General features: G+C 71.3%; 18 protein-coding genes and 1 pseudogene. 4 read left to right on the top strand and 15 right to left on the bottom strand.

The features are described 5' to 3' along the window. Nucleotides 1-42 precede the first annotated feature (42 nt). Nucleotides 43-909: a substrate-binding domain-containing protein gene (locus AB0H62_RS12305; RefSeq protein ID WP_360585854.1), complete on the top strand. Its 867-nt coding sequence runs from the start codon at nt 43-45 to the stop codon at nt 907-909. A gap of 725 nt (nt 910-1,634) precedes the next feature. Here the strand turns inward: AB0H62_RS12305 and AB0H62_RS12300 are convergent. Next, nucleotides 1,635-2,657 carry a glycoside hydrolase family 76 protein gene (locus tag AB0H62_RS12300; RefSeq protein ID WP_360585853.1) on the bottom strand — a complete coding sequence of 341 codons (1,023 nt, stop codon included), beginning with the start codon at nt 2,655-2,657 and terminating at the stop codon, nt 1,635-1,637. A 132-nt stretch (nt 2,658-2,789) separates the two neighbouring features. On the opposite strand from AB0H62_RS12300, the gene AB0H62_RS12295 reads away from it, so the two are divergent. Next, complete coding sequence (locus AB0H62_RS12295) at nt 2,790-3,257, top strand: hypothetical protein (RefSeq protein WP_360585851.1); 468 nt, start codon at nt 2,790-2,792, stop codon at nt 3,255-3,257. 154 nt (nt 3,258-3,411) lie between these two features. Here AB0H62_RS12295 and AB0H62_RS12290 read toward each other — a convergent pair whose 3' ends face one another. The 11 genes from AB0H62_RS12290 to AB0H62_RS12240 form a co-directional block, all read right to left on the bottom strand. Then, nucleotides 3,412-4,068, bottom strand: coding sequence for an RNA methyltransferase (locus AB0H62_RS12290; RefSeq protein ID WP_220245258.1), 657 nt, complete (start codon nt 4,066-4,068; stop codon nt 3,412-3,414). 16 nt (nt 4,069-4,084) lie between these two features. Further along, nucleotides 4,085-4,483 (bottom strand): DUF2784 domain-containing protein, encoded by a 399-nt coding sequence (locus tag AB0H62_RS12285; protein ID WP_220245257.1) that lies wholly within the window; start codon nt 4,481-4,483, stop codon nt 4,085-4,087. A 169-nt stretch (nt 4,484-4,652) separates the two neighbouring features. Next, nucleotides 4,653-5,090: an Asp23/Gls24 family envelope stress response protein gene (locus tag AB0H62_RS12280; RefSeq protein WP_220245256.1), complete on the bottom strand. Its 438-nt coding sequence runs from the start codon at nt 5,088-5,090 to the stop codon at nt 4,653-4,655. Nucleotides 5,091-5,221: 131 nt separating this feature from the next. Continuing rightward, the gene (locus AB0H62_RS12275; RefSeq protein ID WP_360585848.1) at nt 5,222-5,479 is read right to left on the bottom strand and encodes a hypothetical protein; all 258 of its coding nucleotides are present in this window, start codon (nt 5,477-5,479) and stop codon (nt 5,222-5,224) included. Then, nucleotides 5,476-5,844, bottom strand: a complete 369-nt coding sequence (locus tag AB0H62_RS12270; RefSeq protein ID WP_360585846.1) for an Asp23/Gls24 family envelope stress response protein — start codon at nt 5,842-5,844, stop codon at nt 5,476-5,478. Before AB0H62_RS12270 ends, AB0H62_RS12275 begins: the two co-directional genes overlap by 4 nt. Next, nucleotides 5,841-6,407, bottom strand: coding sequence for an Asp23/Gls24 family envelope stress response protein (locus tag AB0H62_RS12265; RefSeq protein ID WP_220245253.1), 567 nt, complete (start codon nt 6,405-6,407; stop codon nt 5,841-5,843). The genes AB0H62_RS12270 and AB0H62_RS12265 overlap by 4 nt, the downstream gene beginning before the upstream one ends. After that, a complete protein-coding gene (locus AB0H62_RS12260) occupies nt 6,398-6,946 on the bottom strand; it encodes a sigma-70 family RNA polymerase sigma factor (RefSeq protein ID WP_360585843.1) in 549 nt (182 codons plus the stop codon). Before AB0H62_RS12260 ends, AB0H62_RS12265 begins: the two co-directional genes overlap by 10 nt. An 80-nt stretch (nt 6,947-7,026) precedes the next feature. Continuing rightward, entirely contained in the window at nt 7,027-7,590 is a 564-nt protein-coding gene (gene pyrE / locus AB0H62_RS12255) for an orotate phosphoribosyltransferase (protein ID WP_360585841.1), read from the bottom strand. Between the two features lie 39 nt (nt 7,591-7,629). Beyond that, entirely contained in the window at nt 7,630-10,128 is a 2,499-nt protein-coding gene (locus tag AB0H62_RS12250; protein WP_360585839.1) for an ABC transporter permease, read from the bottom strand. Next, nucleotides 10,128-10,871 carry an ABC transporter ATP-binding protein gene (locus AB0H62_RS12245; protein ID WP_360585838.1) on the bottom strand — a complete coding sequence of 248 codons (744 nt, stop codon included), beginning with the start codon at nt 10,869-10,871 and terminating at the stop codon, nt 10,128-10,130. Before AB0H62_RS12245 ends, AB0H62_RS12250 begins: the two co-directional genes overlap by 1 nt. Before the next feature lie 76 nt (nt 10,872-10,947). After that, nucleotides 10,948-11,715 (bottom strand): SDR family oxidoreductase, encoded by a 768-nt coding sequence (locus tag AB0H62_RS12240; protein ID WP_220245248.1) that lies wholly within the window; start codon nt 11,713-11,715, stop codon nt 10,948-10,950. Nucleotides 11,716-11,770: 55 nt separating this feature from the next. On the opposite strand from AB0H62_RS12240, the gene AB0H62_RS12235 reads away from it, so the two are divergent. Further along, nucleotides 11,771-12,667 (top strand): hypothetical protein, encoded by an 897-nt coding sequence (locus tag AB0H62_RS12235; protein ID WP_360585836.1) that lies wholly within the window; start codon nt 11,771-11,773, stop codon nt 12,665-12,667. Between the two features lie 356 nt (nt 12,668-13,023). On the opposite strand, the pseudogene AB0H62_RS12230 reads toward AB0H62_RS12235, so the two are convergent. Next, nucleotides 13,024-13,668: pseudogene (locus AB0H62_RS12230) on the bottom strand (hypothetical protein); the annotation flags it as partial. Between the two features lie 100 nt (nt 13,669-13,768). Beyond that, nucleotides 13,769-14,209, bottom strand: a complete 441-nt coding sequence (locus AB0H62_RS12225; protein ID WP_360585834.1) for a MarR family transcriptional regulator — start codon at nt 14,207-14,209, stop codon at nt 13,769-13,771. Between the two features lie 58 nt (nt 14,210-14,267). On the opposite strand from AB0H62_RS12225, the gene AB0H62_RS12220 reads away from it, so the two are divergent. After that, a complete protein-coding gene (locus AB0H62_RS12220; protein WP_220245245.1) occupies nt 14,268-14,954 on the top strand; it encodes an SDR family oxidoreductase in 687 nt (228 codons plus the stop codon). A 657-nt stretch (nt 14,955-15,611) separates the two neighbouring features. On the opposite strand, the gene clpB is transcribed toward AB0H62_RS12220, so the two are convergent. Beyond that, the gene (clpB, locus tag AB0H62_RS12215) at nt 15,612-18,206 is read right to left on the bottom strand and encodes an ATP-dependent chaperone ClpB (protein ID WP_220245244.1); all 2,595 of its coding nucleotides are present in this window, start codon (nt 18,204-18,206) and stop codon (nt 15,612-15,614) included. Between the last annotated feature and the right edge of the window lie 8 nt (nt 18,207-18,214).

Here is an 18,214-nt window from a genome sequence, read left to right as displayed (position 1 = left end):
AGCGGTTACCGTTGGGTAAGCACGACGACGAGGGCCACGGACATGACCGCTCTGGCGCCGGAGATCCCTGTTTGGGACACGCCGGTCACCCACCGGTTCGGTGTTGCCCTGGGCATGCACGCGAACCCGTACACGGGCGATCTGCTGCGCGCGATCCGCGGCGCCGCCGCGCGCGCCGGCTGCGACCTGATGCTCGCCGACACGCACGATTCGGTGGCCGAAGAGGCGGCCGTGGTGCGTGCGCTGCGGGCCGACCGAGTCGACGGGGTCTTGCTGGTTCCGGCCCCCGGCGACGACGCGGTCATCAACGGTCTCGTGCGCATGGGCGTCCCCACAGTGCTGGTTGATCGCATCGCCGGCCGCAACGACGTCGACCAGGTGGGCTCGGAGAACATCCAGGCGGTGTCTTCGCTGGTCGAGCACCTGGCTTCGCGTCGGCACCGCCGCATCGCCATGATCACCGGCGCCGCCGACTCGGCCGTCAGCGAAGAGCGCACTCTGGGCTACCGCCTCGGCCTCGACCGCACCGGCCTGCGCTACAACCCCGAACTCGTCGCCTGCGGCATGTCCTCCCCGGGCGGCGCGGCCCGCGCCGCCGCCAAACTCCTGGACGGCTGGCCCTCCCCCAGCGCCGTGGTGGTCGCCGGCGAGTCCATGCTCATGGGCGTCCAATGGGAAGCCCACCGCCGCGGCATCCGCATCGGCGCCGAACTCGCCATCGTCGGCTTCGGCGACATGGCTTGGGCCCGCACGGTCTCCCCCGCCATCACCACGATGGCCCAGCCCATCTCGGAAATCGGCCGGCGGGCGGTGCAGCTGTTGATGGCGCGGGTGCAGGAGCCGGACCGCCGTCCTGAAGCGGTGCGGCTGGCGCCGCGGTTCCTGCACCGCGCTTCGTGCGGTTGCTGAGCTTCACGTTCTGCCCTCGCGCTTGCACAGCCCGGTTATCACACCAGCTGCCGAGCCTCCGGGCTTCCGTCAGGTAGCTCCGAGCGCGCTGGCCGGCCGGCTCTTCGACCGGCCCTCTTGCGGTTCCTGAGCTCCTGGGGGTCTCCGCGCCCGATCGCATCGGCGGCGCGGCTCTCGCATGCAGTTCTTCCAGCTTCTCCGCTTTCGCTTCTGCTTAGGACTTCCGGGTTCGAACGACACTTGCCGGCGTCGACGGCTTTACCCTCGCCCCCACCGCACTTCGCTTTCCACGCCGCCGCGGCCGCACCCGACCGCCCCGGCACTGCGCTCCACAAGCTCCTGCCAGACCCCTTTCCCTTGCTGCAGCAGGGCCCACCCCCGACAGACAACCCCCACCCTCCCTGGGGGGCGCTCCCATGCCCATTCTACCGGGGCAACCGGACGAAAACGGCTGGTCAGGGCCCAAAGGGTGCTAGTTGTCCACAACTCAGGGCGCCTGTGGGCAACTGGGGCCAACTCGCTGAAAGTGGCTGCACACAAGGGAGAGAGGCATGGCTAGGAGCGAGTTGCCGTAGTCAGGTTCAAGGGCGAGATCAGCGTTGCCGCAGGTCGCGGAAAGTTGTGGTGGAAGGAAGGCCATCGTCAGACGTTCGATCGATGATCGCTCCGCCCAAGAGCCGGCCTCCAGCGGCGGGGTCACAGCAGTCTGTGCAGCACGACGGCGGTTACGCGAGCGTCGCGGCGGCTTCGAGGAGCATCCAGGCTCCGGTTTGGACGGACAGGTCGCGTTCGGGGGCGTCGGGGGGTGGCGGGTTTGAAGGTGCGGGGTTGGCCCATTCGGCGCTGAACAGGGGGCCGGAGGGCGTCGGGGTGGCGCCGGACCAGCAGGCGTCCGCGGTGGTGAGGACGAGGGTGCGGGCGGTGGCGGCTTCCGGGGTGGGCAGGTGCGGCACGGCGAGGGCGAGGTAGCGGGCGGCGATGGCGGCGAAGAGACCGCCGTCGCCGCCATTTTGGCCGCGGAGGATGCCGCCGGGGGCGAGGTGGCCGGCGATGGCGCGGACGGTGCGCGAGGCGGATTCCACATCGGACTGTTCGAGGCACGCGCCCAGGTAGACGCCTTGGCAGTAGGTGAAGATGTGCTTGGCGAGTTCGCCGGTGTCGACGCGGAGGCCGTCCCAGACGAGGCCGGTTGTGGGGTCGACGAGGGTGTCGGTGAGCCATTTCGTCAGGTCGCGCGCGCGGGTGATGTCGCCTTCGCGGGCGTGGAAGATGGCAGCGGGACCGTTGGCGGGGGTGTTCTTGAACGTGTCGCCGCGGCGCCACCAGATGCCGCCGCCGGCGTCGTCGGTCCAGCCTTCGTGGAGCTGGGCGTCGATGTCCGAGATGGCGCGGTCCACATCGGACAGGCCCAGCGCGCGGACGCGTTGCAGGGCAAGGCCGAGCCAGGCGATGTCGTCGTAGTAGTCGTTGATCCACTTGCCGAAGTTGCGCAAGTGCACGGCCTTCACGAACTGCGCGATCACCTTCGCGCGCTCGGGCTGCGGGTCGCGCAGCTGGGCGTCGACGAGGCTGTCCAGCAAATGCGCCTGCCACCAGTAGTTCCAGTGCCAGTGCAGCCGCTGCCCGGCGGTCGGCGGCCAGCCGCTGCGCCCCAGCACCGTCCCGGGCACACCCCAGACGCGCCGCAGGTGCCGCCCCCGCACGGCGCGCTCCGCCGCAGCCGCCCGCCCAACCCGGTCGACGCTCATACCCGCGATTCTGCCCGTTCGCGCAGGATGGCGCCCCCTGATCCCGGCCTGACCCGATTGAAACCGGTTCCTGACAACCCGCCCCTACGTTCGGTGGTGCGCAAGATCCACTCGACAGTCGGGGAGAACATCATGAACGCCAAGAAGCTCACCGTTTCCGGTCTCATCGGCCTGGCCGCCGCCTGCGGCGGGCTCGCGCTGTTCGGCCCGGCCGCCAACGCGGCGCCCGCCGGCGCTCCGGCTCCGGTTGCCGCTCAGCGCACCGCCGCCCCCGCGCCCGCCGAACGCGGCACCGCCCCCGCCCCGCGTGGCACGGCTGCTCCGGTCCAGCGCCGGGCGGCACCGGCCCCTGCCGGCCGCACCGGCGTCTCCGCCCCGGCCCAGCGCGCCAGCGCGGCTGCTCCCGCGCGTCGGGCCGGCGTCGCCGCACCGGCTCCCGCTCAGCGCGGCACCGCACCGGAGGCCACCCGCCGCACCGGCGTCACCGCTCCGGCGCAGCGCGGCAGTGCGGCTACTCCCACGCGTCGGACCGGCGTCTCCGCACCGGCTCCCGCTCAGCGCCGCACTGGTGTCTCCGCTCCGGCTCCGGCCCAGCGCTGACAAACTGAGCCCAGCCAGCTGACCAGCCGGCGCCGCCGCGGCCCCGTTCGCAGCGCCGGCGGCTATCGGTCTGGACCACGCGTCAAGGCGAGTCTTCCGCCCTGCCACGTGGTCCAGACCGTCGTAACACTGAAATCGGAGTTTTCCGCCGGAATCACCAAGACCGAGACAAATCCGCATGCTCCCTCACCCAAGCATGCATGACAATCCCCGCCGCAACTCCGGCATTAATCGACCGCGTACTACCGAACTGCGCAATCGACACCACCATCGAAGCAGCAGCCTGAGCCTCCTCTGACAGCCCAGGCCCCTCCTGCCCGAACAGCAGCACACACTCCCGCGGCAGCGAAGCCACCTCCACCGGCACCGACCCAGGCGTGTTGTCCACCGCCACCACGGCCAACCCGGCAGAAGCAGCGAAAGACACCAACCCCGCAACATCCTCATGATGCCGCAAATGCTGATACCGATCCGTCACCATCGCCCCGCGACGGTTCCACCGCCGGCGCCCCACGATGTGCACCTCGGCAGCGGCGAAGGCATTGGCCGTCCGAACAACCGTCCCGATGTTGTGGTCATGCTGGAAGTTCTCGATCGCCACGTGGAACGGATGCCGCCGAGCATCCACATCGGACACGATGGCCGAACGGCGCCAATACCGGTACGCATCCACCACGTTCCGACGATCGCCGTGCTCCAGCAGCTCAGGGTCGTACCGCGGATCCGAAGGCCACTCGCCCACCCACGGACCCACACCAACCGGCTCACGACCCACCCACTCGGTGGGCCCGGCCTCGGGATCTTCCGTCACGAGTGACGATTCTCGCTCAGCCCAGGCGGACGCGGTGAGCCGGAGTGTCGTCGTGGCGGTGGCGCCAGCGGTGGTAGGCGCCGACGTACGAGAAGATCACCAGGGCCAAGGCAATCACGGCGACGGCCGGCAGCAGCGAGCGCGGTACGACCGTGTCGTACAGGTAGTAGGCGTTGAACCCGCCCGGCAGGTCACCAAGTCCTTGCTGGTGACGGAAGAAGTTCTCCGCCGCGGTCAGGGGACACGGGACCGGGGTGACGTTCACCAGCACGCCCCAGGCCGCGAAAAACACGTGCACGAGAGCGACCCGCGGCCAGCGCCACGCGAGGAAACCGCCGAGTCCGATGAACAAGAGGGCGAGGATGTGCACCGCCACCGTCACGTCGGCGAGGAAATGCGCAACCGAAGCGCTCACCACCGCCCCCTTTCCCCCGGCTTCTACCAGCGACGTTACTCCGGTAACCGTGCCCCGGCGGGCGAAAATTCCTCACTCGCTGTGATGTTCCACCCAGGGGAGCAACGCGTTCACCCGAGGGGTAACGGAGTGGTCACTCCGGGTACGAGCCCCGCGCCGGAAAGGTCCCTCAGCGCACCCGATCACTCGTGATGGGCTCTTCGTCCGCACTCGGGATGTACACATCGCCGACGTTGATGTTCACCTCGACGACCTCCAGGCCCGTCATGCGCTCGATCGCGCCGATCACGCTGCGTCGCACCTGGCGCGAGAGGTCCGCGATCGGCACGCCGTACTCGACGACGATCTCCAGGTCCACCGCCGCCTGCTTCTCGCCGACCTCCACGGCCACGCCCTGGCCCGCACTCGCGGACGCGCCCGGGATGCGGTCGCGCAGCGCGCCCAGCGCCCGCGCCGCGCCGCCGCCCAGCGCGTGGACGCCCGGCACCTCACGCGTGGCGAGGCCGGCGATCTTCTGCACGACCACGTCGGCGATCGTCGTAGTGCCCTGGTCGGTCACGAGGCCAGGAGCCACCACGAGGTCAACGGTCTTCTCTGCGGCAGTCATCGAACTTCTCCCTCAGTAGGTTGGGAAGCGAGGCGGGACAAGGCTTTCCTGCCCCGTCACCGCTTCGACACAACGGCCCGGTGATCGTCACGACCCGATCGTGTGACGCGGGGCTCAGGAAAGCACAGCGCTCAGGAAAACGCGCCGGCGTCGACGTCGGTGACGATCAGCCGCAGCGTCGCGCCCGCCCACTCCGTGTCCACCAGCGCCGGCCGCACCACGGCCGCCGCGCGCGCCAGCAACGGCGGCAGCGGCAGGCGCGTGGCGATCAGCCGGACCTGCACCGCGCCCGGCGTCAGATCCACCGCAGAACCCCAACTCCGCTGGACCGCCGGCCGCAGCCCCTCCACGTCGGCGAGCGCCGCGACGATGCCGTCGGCGACGCTCACCGGCGCTCCAGCTCGATATCCACAATGGACACCACCACGGTGTCGACAGCCAGCCCCGTCTGCTCGGCCACGACGCGCGTCACCGACCGCTGCACCGCCCGCCCCACGGCGGCGGCCTGGTCGAACGCCGACGTCACCACGTCTACTTCCACCGACAGCCCACCCTCGACGCCGCGCACGCGCACGCCGTCGATCGGCGCCGGATCCAGCCCCTGCCACCGCCCGCGCGCCGCCCGCGTCCACGCCGTGACGAGGCCGCGCAGGCCCGGCTCCAGCCGCACGACGCCGGGGGTGTCGAGCGCGGCCCGGGCCGCGACGCTCGCGACCACCGGGTCCGCGATCACGTACTCGGCATCGCCCGTCATTCCCCGTCCTCGTACACGTCCTCGACCAGCAGGTCCAGCTTCGCGAGCGTCAGCCCGACGCGCGCCGCGGCCGCGGCCGTGACGCGTTCGCGCACCCGGGCCAACGTCTCGGCACCGTCGACGTTCCCCAGCCGCACCGCGAGCGTGAGCTCGACCTCGACGATCCCACCCCCGTCGGAAGCGATCCCGACCGTGCGCACGCGGCAGCGGCGGGCCCGGACGTCACCCGCGGAGTCGGCGGCGTAGCGCAGCACCACGGCCACAGCCGCCTCGCTCACCTCCACCCGGCCCGGCTCCGGCGTCGGCAGGTCGAGCATCTGCCCGCGCCGCGCCTCGGCCCGCACGGCCGACATGATGCGTCCCACCAGGCCCGGTGGCACCGGATCGGGCTCGGCGACGAGCTCGGCCGTCGCCGAACGCAGGGCCAGCAGGCTCTCGCGCGCGGTTCCGCAGTGCGGGCAGGTCGCCTCGTGCGCGTCGACCGAGTCGAGCCGGTCCCAGAGTGCGTCCAGGTCCCGGCCGCACGGCAGTTCGTAATCTGTGCCGGTCTCGTTCACCGCCACGGCTTCATCACCTCCGCCAGCTGCGCCCGAGCCCGGGCGATGCGGCCCCGGACGGCCGCGGCGTTCACCCCGACGACCTCGGCGATCCCGTCGTAGGAGCGGCCGTGGACCTCACGCAGGAGCCAGCACACGCGTTGCGGCGGCGTGAGCTGCTGCAACGCCGCGTTGAGCGCCTCGAGCTGCCCGCTGACCTGCGCCGCGTGCTCGGGCTGCCCGTCGGTGCGCGGCGACTCCGCCAGCTCGAGGTCGACGTCGGCCTGCGGACGGCGCGCGCGGATCACGTTGAGGCAGCGGTTCGCCGTGCTGCGGTAGAGCCAGCCGACGAACGCGCTGTCGTCCTGCAGTTGCGCGAGCTTGCGCCACGCGCCGAGGAACACCTCCTGCACCACGTCCTCGGCGTCGCCGCGGTGGTTGAGCATCTTCACCGCGAGCCGGAACATGGGCGCCTGGTAGCGCAGCACGAGCTGTTCGTACGCCCGCACGTCGCCGTCGCGGGCGCGGCCGACCAGCGTCGCGTCGTCGAGCTCCGTCGTGGTCACGGCACCCCCTTCCACCAGGGGGACACCGGCGAGGGGGTGTTCGTCACGCACGCATTCTCGGTGATCTCCGAGAACCGCGCTCAGTTCAGGCCGAGGTCGTCCTTGTTCAGCAGGTAGCGGTACTCGAGGCCTTCCTTCTCGATGGCCTCGCGTGCACCCGTGTCGCGGTCGACCACCGTGGCGACGCCCGCGACGACCGCCCCGGCCTCGCGCAGCGCCTCGATGGCCGTGAGCACGCTGCCGCCCGTGGTCGAGGTGTCCTCGACGGCCAGCACGCGCTGCCCGCGCACCTCCACGCCCTCGATGCGGCGCTGCATGCCGTGCTCCTTCACCGCCTTGCGGACGACGAAGGCGTCGAGCACCATCCCGTCGCTCGCGGCGGAGTGCAGCATCGCCAGCGCGACCGGGTCGGCGCCGAGGGTGAGGCCGCCGGCGGCGACGTAGTCCCAGTCGGCCGTGAGCTGCCGCAGCAGCTTCCCGATGAGCGGCGCCGCCGCGTGGTGCAGGGTCGCCCGGCGGAGATCGACGTAGTAGTCGGCTTCCTTGCCCGACGATAGGGTCACCTTGCCGTGCACCACGGCCAGTTCGCTGACCAGCCTGGCCAGTTCGAGCTTCGCACTTTGATCCAACCCGGGGTACGCCACGGCCGAGAGTCTTACACACGCCACCGACAAGCCCGCTCGTCACTCGCCGAGCGCGACGGCCGTCACGGGCCGCGCCCGCGTGGCCACCCAGGCGGGCACCAGCGACGCCACCAGCGCGAGCACGGCGGCGGTCGCGACCACGGTGAGGTAGATCCCGATCGGCCCGGTCGGCAGCGGCGAACCCGTGGCCACCAGGCAGAACGGCACGATCGCACCCGCGGAGACGACCGTGCCGAGCACCACGCCGATCGTCGCGATCAGTCCGCCTTCGACGCCCGCCATGCGCAGCACTTGTGTACGCGTGAAACCGCCGAGGCGCTGCAGACCGAACTCGCGGCGACGGCGCGCGGTGGCCATCACGAGCGTGTTCACCACGGAGATCACGGTGTAGCCGATGATCATCCCGATCATCAGGTAGTTGACCCACGCGCCAACCGCGTCACCGGTCGCGTGGGCGGCGAGCAGCGACTCGCGGTCGCCGACGGACACGGGTTGGCCGGCGGTGGCCGTGGTGAGGCTCGTCGTGAGCCGCGCCTGGTCGACGCCGGGTGCGGCGCGCACGAGCACCTGCGGCGCGAGGCCCGCGGTGGTGTGGGCGGCGAGCAGGCCGGCGGGGAACAGCAGCGTCTCGAAGCCGGCGCGCTGGTCGACGAGCGCGACGACGCGAACGGTCACCTCGTGCCCGTCTCCGAGGCGGAGCGTGACGACGTCGCCGACTCCGCGGTGCAGCTCCGTGGCCACGCTCGCGGGCAACGCGACGGCGTCGCCGGTGAGCGCGTCGAGGCTGCCTGCGGCGACCTTCGCCGACGTCGTCTGCGCGGCGCTGCCGGCAGTGAGGCCGAGGGCTGCGTGGCCGTCGTCGTCCTGGCTGTCGTCGTAGGGCGCGGTGACGAAGACCGTGCTGGTCACGTACTCCGACGCGGCGACGACGCCCGGTGCGTCCTGCACGCGCCGGAGGAGCTCGGGGCTGACGCCGGCCGGGGCGGCGACCACGGCGTCGGCGCGCAGGTCTTCGGTGAAGGCCTGCTGCGACACGGCTTGTGTGGTCGTCTGCAGGTAGATGTTGGCGGTCGCGATGCCGACGGCCAGCATGATCGGCGTGACCGCGCCCGACACCTTCGTGGCCGCGGCCCGGGTGTTGGCCATCGCCAGCCAGCCGGTGACGCCGCCGAGCAGGCGGACCGGCGCGTGCAGCAGCATCGCCATGAGCTTCGTGACGCCGGGGCTGATCGCCGCGACGCCGATCGCCCACAGCATCACCGCGGGTCCCGCCGTGCTCGCCGCGATGGGACCGGTCATCACCGCGAGCGTCACGATTCCGAGCGCCGTCCCACCACCGAAGCAGAGCACGGCGACGATCAGCCGCAACGGCGTGAGCCACCGGCGTTCGACAGCGGCCTCGGCCAGCGCCTCCGTCGGCCGGATCCGGCTCACGCGCCGGGCCGCGACCACGGCCGCGAGCACCACGGCGAGCAGTGTCGCGCCGGCGGCGACGACCGTCGGCAGCCAGCCTTGGTGGAAGCGCACGACGTCGGGTACGACGCCGGCGTTCGTCAGACGGCCGAAGAGCCAGCGGCCGAGCAGCGGGCCGAGCGCGGCGGCCACGGCGATCGCGAGCATGCCGATCGCCACGGCTTCGCCGAGCACCATCCGGCGCAGCTGACGCGGAGTCGTGCCGATTGCACGCAGCAGAGCCAATTCCCGGCGGCGCTGCTGCGTCGCGAGGCCCAAGGTGCTGGCGACGACGAAGAGGGCGACGAGCACGGAGAGGCCACCGGAGACGGCGGAGAGGACCACGAGGTTGGTGCCGCTGGCGTCGGCCTGCGGGAACTCGGCGTGGCCGCGGTCGTCGCCGGTGAGCGCGACGACCCCGTCGCCGAGATTCAGGCGCGCGGCGACGGTGGCGGGGTCTTCGTTGGTGAACACGCCGAAGTCGGCGACCTGGTTTCCGGCCAGGCGCGCGGCTTCGGCGGCGGTGAAGAAGATCGTGGGCGTGGTCGTCGACGCGGTGGCGACGCCGGCGACCCGGTAGGTGCCAGTGGTGCCACGGGCGGCGAGCTGGATGGTGTCGCCGGGTTTCGCGGCCACGTCGGCGACGACGATCTCGCCGTCGCCGGGAGCGTGGCCGGAAGTGAGCGTGAACGGCGTGAGGACGGCGGAATCCCACGCGTGGCCGGCTGCCGGTCCTTGCGGCAGCGCAACGGGAACGTTGACGTCACTGACCACAGTGGACACACCGGGCGTCGCGCGGATCTTGTCGGCCAGCGCCGGATCCAGGCGCACGGTCTCCGGCAGCGCGACAGCTTCGGTCTTGAGCTTGCCCTCGCCCGGATCGCGTTTGGGCAGCCGGATCTCCTGCTGCCCCGCCACGACGATCGGCGCGGCCGCCAGCCGCCGCGGGGGCGCGTCGGCGCGGATGCCCGTCTCCATCAGGCCACCGCACGCCGACACGATCACCGCGCCGAGGAACGCGGCCACGAACGTCGCGAGGAAACCGCCTTTGCGCAACCGAAGCGTGCGCAGCGCGAGCCGGAACATCACGCACCACCGACCGCGACAGCGCCGGCCCACGCGCCGAGGTGCGTCATGCGTGCGGCGACGGCGTCGGGTGTCGGGTGGGCGAGCTCGCCGGCGACGCGGCCGTCGGCGAGGAAGACCACGCGGTCGGCGTGCGCGGCGGCGACCGGGTCGTGCGTCACCATCACGACGGTGAGCCCGCCGCGCACGGAATCCCGCAGCAGGGCAAGGACTTCGGCCGCGGTGCGCGTGTCGAGGGCGCCGGTGGGCTCGTCGGCGAAGAGCACGGCCGGGCGCGCCACGAGCGCCCGCGCGATGGCCACGCGCTGCTGCTGGCCGCCGGACAGCTCGCCCGGGTGGTGCCGGCGCCGGTCGGCGAGGCCGACGTGCGTGAGCATGCGCGTCACCACCTTGCGGTCGACGCGGCGGCCGGCCAGGCGCAGCGGGAACACGACGTTCTGCTCGACCGTCAGCGCGGGCAGGAGGTTGAAGGCCTGGAACACGAAACCGATCCGGTCGCGGCGCAGCTTCGTCAGCTGCGTCTCCGACAGCTTCGCGAGGTCCTGGCCGTCGAGGTGCACCGAGCCGGCGGTGGGGCGGTCGAGGCCCGCGGCGCAGTGCAGGAACGTGCTCTTGCCCGAGCCCGAAGGCCCCATCACGGCGGTGAACCCGCCGCGCGGGAACACCAGGTCGACGCCCGCCAGCGCGGTGACCCGGCCGTAGTCCTTCCGCACGGCCTGTAGCCGCACTGCCTCATCCGTCATGGGGAAAACGCTAGGCAGCGAAGGCGGTTCGCACCCTGGTGCCAGCTCGCCGGGTAGGGGTGGGGGCAGCCCTACCTCACGTGCGGCTCCGGTTGCCGAACCCGGCCGAGAGCCGGCGCAGCACCCCGCGTGGCAGCAGGCCGGTGACGGCGACCAGCGCCTTGTACTGCAGGCTCGGCACGGAGATCACCTTGCCGCGGCGCAGGTCCGTGAGCGCTTCGTCCACGACCTGCTCGACGCCGAGCCAGAACGCCTTCGGGCCTTCCTTCTCCAGGCCCGCGCGCTCGTGGAACTCCGTGGTGGTGAAGCCGGGGCACAGGGCCATCATCCGTACGCCGGGTGGCAGTGAGGTCGCGACGCCTTCGGTGAACGACGTGACCCAGTTCTTGCTGGCCGTGTAGGTCGAGCCCCGGCCGGAGAAGAAGCCGGCGACGCTGGAGACGTTGATGATGTCGCCGTGGCCGCGCTCGACCATGCCGGGCAGCGCGGCGCGGGTGAGGCGCAGGACGGCGGTGACGTTCACGTCGAGCTGGCGCTGCAGCGCGTCGGGGGAGATCTTCCAGAAGTCGCCGGAGAGGCCGAATCCGGCGTTGTTGATCAGCAGGTCTACTGGTTTTTCGGTGAGTCGCTCCTCGACCTTCGCGCGTCCGTCTACTTCGGACAGATCGGCAGGGAGAACCTCCGTGTCGACTTGATGGCGTTCTGCCAATTGCTTGGCGAACGCCTCGAGGCGCCCCCGGTCGCGGGCGACGAGCACGAGGTCGTGTTTCTCGGCGGCGAGCGTGCGCGCGAACTGCGCTCCGATGCCCGCGGTGGCTCCGGTGATCACGGCGGTGACGGTCATGGGGCGAACCTACCTGCAGTCGCGTTTGTCCCACTGGCGAAGTATGGTCCGGCCCATGGGCAAGCACACCCAGCGAATGCCCGGCTACCTCCCGAAGGTGGCCGCCGGTGCGGCACCCCTCGCACTGCTGCTCGCCGGCCCCGCGTCCGCGCTGGCCGATCCCACTCTTCCCCTCGACGGCCTGCCGCTGGACCTGCAGCAGCACGGCAGTCTCGACCACTCCGTGCACTCCTTGGCGGCAGCGGTGGGCGTCGTGCGCGACACCTCCGTGGCGACGCGGGGGTTGCCGGTGCCGGCGGCTTCTTCCGCGACGCAGGCGGCGACCGACACCACCGGTTACGGCCCTTCGGATTCACTCACAGCGGTGAAAACGACAAACGGTTTTTCGCAGTCACAGCGCCACGAACTCCGAGCGGGCTCGCCGGTGCGGCTGATGGCGGGGAACTCGTCGCGGGTCACGTCTTCCTCGCCGGGCTCCGGTCTTGGTGCTGCCACAGCGGAGGGCGCCTGGCTGCCCTACGGCGTCGACGTCCTCACCGATTCCTCCGGCGACGTCGGCGCCGGGCGCTTCGCCGGCGATCTCGGCGATGGCGTGGGGGTGCACCGGACGTCCGGCCACGCCGTGGACTTCGGCGGGCTGGATTCGCTGGTGGCCAATTCGGAGCAGCACGGGACGGGTCGGTTCGTCGGCTCGCTGGACTTCTCCGACGTCGGCCGGCGACTCCTCGCCACGGCGGACGTCGGGCCGGTTTCTGGCTTCCTGCTGACCACGCAGTCGTTGTCGGGCAACGGTTTCCGCGGCGAGATGGCAGCGGCGGACGTGGCTCCGGCACCGGTTTCGACAGGGACTTCGGTTTCACCGCGCGTCGGGCAGACGCAGTCGGTGGGGGTGACGGCGTTCGGGACTCCGGTGGTGCCGGATGTGGTGTTTTCCACGGCGCCGTTGGGTTGAGACTGGCCTGAAGGTGCTGGGTTGAGCCGGACATGAAAAACGGCCGCCTTTCGGGGCGGCCGTTTTCGCGTTCGTGATCAGTCTTCGTCGACGTCCGGGTCCGGTTTCGCCGACGGGGTGGCCGGGACGGAGCCGTAGGTGCTCGGGCCGGTGGAGGGGGTGCGGGGCTCGGGCGGGGTCGGGGCGTCGGCCGGGCGGGTTTCGACGGGGGTCGTCGCGCGGGTGTCGACCGGGGTGGTCGCGCGGGTGTCCGCCGGGGACGGGGCGCGGGTGGCCGAGCGGGGCTCCGAAGCAGACGCCGTGGCAGCTGCCCCGGGCGCGGGTGTGCCGGCGGCGGGGGTCCAGGTGCGGCCGGTGTCGTAGTCCTCGTCGAAGGGGTCGACGATGTCGGCGATCTCGCCGAGGTCGCGCAGGAGGCGTTCGAGCCGGGACGGCCCGGCGTTGGGCACGACGCTCGCCAGCACCCATTCGTTCTCGAGCCACGCGACGCCGACGTCGCCGCCGAGCTGGTCGGCCGCGTCGACGAGTTCCTGGGTGATGACCGCGCGGGCGCCTTCGGAGTCGTCGGCGAAGGCGTAGCGCTGGCCGATCGGGCCGAGCATCTCGGGCATGTTGTCGCGCTGGAACGGCACGCTCGACAGCCACATCTCGACCGGCACGCGGTGCGTCTTGTTGCAGCGCACGGCCACGACCGTCGCCGGGATCTGGCCTTCGGACTCGATGTCGAAGATGAACACCGGGCGGCGGCCGTCGGAGGTGAAGGTGGAGCCCGCGACGACGTTCACGGCCGCGTCGGCGCCGAAGTAGCCGATCGCGCCGCCCGACCACTGCCGGGGCAGCCGCTCGTCCTCCTCCACGAACTGCCAGCCGCGCAACTGGGCCCAGCGCATGCGCTCGCGATTGCGCGAGCCTTCCTTGGCCCGGTCGGCCGCGAGCAGGCCGAGCCCCGCCACCAGCGCGACGGCGGCGATGACGAACCAGATCCACGCCGAGATACCCACGACGGTGAGGGTATCGCTGCTCGGCCGTTACACCCGAACGCCCGCACCGTGTCGGCGCGCCCCTTTCGAGACGACCCTCCGCGCCGGGTCGACAAATCGGTTAATCTCTGGGCTTTTGCACGGTTCGCAGGCGGTCGAGCGCCGCTTTCACGGTCGCGACGTCGTCCTTGTCCAGCGGTGCGAGCAGGTGCTCCCGCACGGCGGCGGCGTGCACGGGCCGCGCCCGCTCCACCTCCGCCCGGCCGAACTCCGTGAGCAGGACCTCGACGCCGTCGTCCGCGGGCTGCCGCTCGACGAGCCCGCGCTGCTCCATCCGCGTCAGGTGGTGCGACAGCCGGCTGCGGTGCCAGCCCATCGACTCGGCGAGCTGGTTCTGCCGCAGCCGCCCCGCGTGGTCCGCCAGGCGCGTGAGCACGCCGAAGTCCGGATCGGACAGTCCCGTCGCCGCCGCGATGTCCTCCGCGACGCGGGCGCGCACCGACTCCGCCGCGTGCTTGAACGCGTGCCAGAACTCCAGCTCGTCGCCGGCCAGCCGATCCACAGCGGGTCACTGTACTGCCACGTTGTCATGACAACACTCTTCGAGGTACGGTGTTGTTATGACAACACCCACTGCTCTCGTGACCGGCGCGGGCAAAGGCATCGGCAAGGCGATCGCGGCCGGCCTGGCCGCCCGCGGTTTCGACGTGTGGCTCGGCGCCCGCGACCGGTCCCGCGGCACTGCTGGCGCGGCGGAGATCGGCGGCCGCTTCGTCCAGCTCGACGTGACTTCGGACGAGCAGGTCGCCGCCGCCGTGCGGACGATCGGCCGCCTCGACGTGCTGGTCAACAACGCCGGCACCAACACCGGCGGCTATGGCCTGCCATCCCAGGAGGACGTCGCCGCGATGCGCCAGGTCTACGAGACCAACGTGTTCGGCGTCGTCCGCGTGACCAATGCCTTCCTGCCGCTGCTGCGCGAATCGGCCGCCGGCCGCATCGTGATGGTCTCGAGCTTGCGCGGCTCCCTCGCTGAGCCGGGCGCGTGGGTCGGGCAGCCGTCGATGCCGTACTCGAGCTCGAAAACCGCGCTGAACGCTCTGACCGCCCACTACGCCCACGAACTGGCCGATACCGCGATCAAGGTCAACTCCGCCTGCCCCGGGCATGTGGCCACGGACTTCAACGGCTTCCGTGGCACGCGCACGCCCGCGGAGGGCGCCGTGGAAGCCATCCGGCTCGCCACGATGGGGCCGGACGGCCCGACGGGCAAGTCTTTCCAGGACCGGCGCGAACTCGCCTGGTGACGGAATCGGACCGATCACGACGCCGAGCCCGCGCGAAGGGACCACTCGCCACCGAACGGCGGCACGATGGGTCCACTCGCGCCCGCCGCTGAGCACAAACGGTCCATTCGTGCCGCGCCGCCGAGCGCGGCCGGTCCACTCGCGCCCCATCGGGGAGCGCGGCCGGTCCGCTCGCCGCGCCGCGCGGCGTGATCGGTCCCGTCGCGCACGTCCCTCGGCTCGGTTCGAGCGGTCTTGTCGTGCGGTAGCTCCGGCACGAACGGCCCGTTCACCACACCAAGCCCATGCGAAAGGACCACTCGCCACCGAAACACGGCACGATCGGTCCACTCGCGCTCGCCGCCGAGCCCGCGCGAAAGGACCACTCGCGTCCCGCCGCCGAGCGCAATCGGTCCGCGCCGCGCGAGCGGTCCTGTCGAGAAACGGGGCGTCGGGTCCACGCGAGCGGTCCACTCGTGCGGCGGCGGAGATACCAGCTGACCACTCGCGCCGCCAAGCCCACGCGAAAGGACCGTTCGCCCCCAGCGCCGCGGCATCACCGGTCCACTCGCTCCCCCAGGCGAAACGAACCTCCCCGGCGCAACCCAACCGAACCACCCCACAAACGCAGAACAGCCCTCCCACCGAAGTGGAAGGGCCGTTCAGAACCAGCAGCCGTCAGACGCGCTCAACCGTCAGCGTGTCTGCGGCCTCCAGCTGCGGGATGTCCACCCGCACAGTGTCACCATCGCGGATATCCCCCGACAGCAGCTTCTTGGCCAGCTGGTCACCAATCGCGGACTGCACCAGCCGACGCAACGGCCGGGCCCCGTAGATCGGGTCAAAGCCGTTCAAAGCCAGCCATTCGCGCGCCCCATCGGTGACCTCCAGGTGCAGCCGCCGCTGGGCCAGACGAGCCGCGAGCCGTGCGACCTGGATGTCCACAATGGACGTCAGCTGTTCCGTGCCGAGGGCGTGGAACACCACGATGTCGTCCAGTCGGTTCAGGAACTCCGGCTTGAACTGCCGCTGCACGCTCTCCAGCACCGCGTCGCGACGCTGGTTCTCGTCCAGCGACGGGTCGGCGATGGCCTGGGAGCCGAGGTTCGACGTCAGGATGAGGATGGTGTTGCGGAAGTCCACCGTCCGGCCCTGGCCGTCGGTGAGCCTGCCGTCGTCGAGGACCTGCAGGAGCACGTCGAACACGTCGGGGTGCGCCTTCTCGACCTCGTCCAGCAGCACGACCGTGTAGGGGCGCCGCCGGACGGCCTCGGTGAGCTGGCCGCCCTGGTCGTAGCCGACGTAGCCCGGCGGGGCACCCACGAGCCGTGCCACCGAGTGCTTCTCGGAGTACTCGCTCATGTCGATGCGCTGCATCGCGCGTTCGTCGTCGAACAGGAACTCGGCCAGGCCCTTCGCCAGCTCCGTCTTGCCGACGCCGGTCGGCCCGAGGAACAGGAACGAACCCGTCGGACGGTCGGGGTCGGCGACACCGGCCCGCGCCCGCCGCACGGCGTCGGACACGACCTGCACTGCCTGCTCCTGCCCGATCACGCGGCGGCCGAGCTCCTCCTCCATGCGGAGCAGCTTGCCCGTCTCGCCCTCGAGCAACCGGCCGGCGGGGATGCCGGTCCACGCGCTGACCACGTCGGCGACGTCGTCCGCGCCGACCTCTTCCTTCAGCATCACGTTCTGCTGGCTGACCTCCGACGCGGCCGTGGCCGCCTCGAACTCCTTCTCCAGCGCCGGGATCCGGCCGTAGCGCAGCTCGGCGGCCTTGCCCAGGTCACCGTCGCGCTCGGCGCGCTCCGACTCGCCGCGCAGCTGCTCCAGCTGCTCCTTGAGCTCGCGGACGCGCTCGATCGAACCCTTCTCGTTCTGCCAGCGCGCGGTCAACGCGGTCAGCGTCTCCCGCTTCTCCGCCAGCTCGGCACGCAACGCGGACAACCGTTCGAGAGAGGCGGCATCGTCCTCTTTGGACAGCGCCATCTCCTCGATCTCCATGCGCCGCACGGCGCGCTCCACCTCGTCGATCTCGACGGGGCGCGAGTCGATCTCCATGCGCAGCTTGGAGGCAGCCTCGTCGACGAGGTCGATCGCCTTGTCCGGCAGGAACCGCGCGGTGATGTAGCGGTCGGACAGCGTCGCGGCGGCCACCAGCGCGGCGTCCGTGATGCGGACACCGTGGTGCACCTCGTAGCGCTCCTTGAGCCCACGCAGGATCGCGATCGTGTCCTCCGGCGACGGCTCGCCCACCAGCACCTGCTGGAAGCGCCGCTCCAGAGCCGCGTCCTTCTCGATGTGCTGGCGGTACTCGTCGAGCGTGGTCGCGCCGACCATCCGCAGCTCACCGCGCGCGAGCATCGGCTTGATCATGTTGCCCGCGTCCATCGCGCCCTCGCCGGTGGCACCGGCGCCGACGATCGTGTGCAGCTCGTCGATGAAGGTGATGACCTGGCCGGCCGAGTCCGTGATCTCCTTGAGCACGGCCTTCAGCCGCTCCTCGAACTCGCCGCGGTACTTTGCGCCGGCCACCATGGACCCGAGGTCCAGGGCAACCACGCGCTTGCCCCGCAACGATTCGGGCACGTCACCGGCGACGATCCGCTGGGCCAGGCCCTCGACGATCGCCGTCTTGCCGACGCCCGGCTCACCGATCAGCACCGGGTTGTTCTTGGTCCGCCGCGAAAGCACCTGCACGACACGGCGGATCTCCGTGTCGCGCCCGATGACCGGGTCGAGCTCACCCGCGCGGGCCCGATCGGTCAGGTCGACGCCGTACTTCTCCAGCGCCTTGAACGTGCTCTCCGGGTCGGGGCTCGTGATGCGCGCGGAGCCGCGCACCTTCGCGAACGCCTCACGCAACGCCTCGGGCGTCGCGCCGTGACGCTTGAGCAGGTCGGCCACCTGGCCACCCTCGGTGGCGAGGCCGACGAGCAGGTGCTCGGTCGACACGTACTCGTCGCCGAGTTCGGTGGCGAGCTTCTGCGCCTGCGTCAGCGATTTCACGCCGTTCGTGTCGAACTGCGGGCTCGATACGGTGGCGCCCGTCGCGGACGGCAACGCGTGGACGATCGGGTCGAGCTCCTTGTGCACCACCTCCGGGTCGGCCCCGACCGCGGTCAGCAGTGGTGCGGTCAGTCCCTCACCCTGCGCCAGCAGGGCGCCCAGCAGGTGGGCGGCCGAAACGTGCGGGTTGCCGGCCATCGTGGCCGCCTGTGCCGCCGACGAGATCGCCTGCTGGGTCTTCGTGGTCGGGTTGAAAGCGTCCATCCCTCACC

This window comes from Amycolatopsis sp. NPDC050768, from assembly GCF_040654155.1.
Taxonomy (GTDB): domain Bacteria; phylum Actinomycetota; class Actinomycetes; order Mycobacteriales; family Pseudonocardiaceae; genus Amycolatopsis.
This window is presented reverse-complemented; position numbering and strand designations above follow the sequence as displayed.

Coding starts and splice junctions, on each gene's coding strand:
- AB0H62_RS12305 (WP_360585854.1), top strand. CDS start 43: ATGACCGCTCTGGCGCCGGAGATCCCTGTTTGGGACACGCCGGTCACC.
- AB0H62_RS12300 (WP_360585853.1), bottom strand. CDS start 2,657: ATGAGCGTCGACCGGGTTGGGCGGGCGGCTGCGGCGGAGCGCGCCGTG.
- AB0H62_RS12295 (WP_360585851.1), top strand. CDS start 2,790: ATGAACGCCAAGAAGCTCACCGTTTCCGGTCTCATCGGCCTGGCCGCC.
- AB0H62_RS12280 (WP_220245256.1), bottom strand. CDS start 5,090: ATGACTGCCGCAGAGAAGACCGTTGACCTCGTGGTGGCTCCTGGCCTC.
- AB0H62_RS12270 (WP_360585846.1), bottom strand. CDS start 5,844: ATGACGGGCGATGCCGAGTACGTGATCGCGGACCCGGTGGTCGCGAGC.
- AB0H62_RS12250 (WP_360585839.1), bottom strand. CDS start 10,128: ATGTTCCGGCTCGCGCTGCGCACGCTTCGGTTGCGCAAAGGCGGTTTC.
- AB0H62_RS12245 (WP_360585838.1), bottom strand. CDS start 10,871: ATGACGGATGAGGCAGTGCGGCTACAGGCCGTGCGGAAGGACTACGGC.
- AB0H62_RS12240 (WP_220245248.1), bottom strand. CDS start 11,715: ATGACCGTCACCGCCGTGATCACCGGAGCCACCGCGGGCATCGGAGCG.
- AB0H62_RS12235 (WP_360585836.1), top strand. CDS start 11,771: ATGGGCAAGCACACCCAGCGAATGCCCGGCTACCTCCCGAAGGTGGCC.
- AB0H62_RS12220 (WP_220245245.1), top strand. CDS start 14,268: ATGACAACACCCACTGCTCTCGTGACCGGCGCGGGCAAAGGCATCGGC.
- clpB (WP_220245244.1), bottom strand. CDS start 18,206: ATGGACGCTTTCAACCCGACCACGAAGACCCAGCAGGCGATCTCGTCG.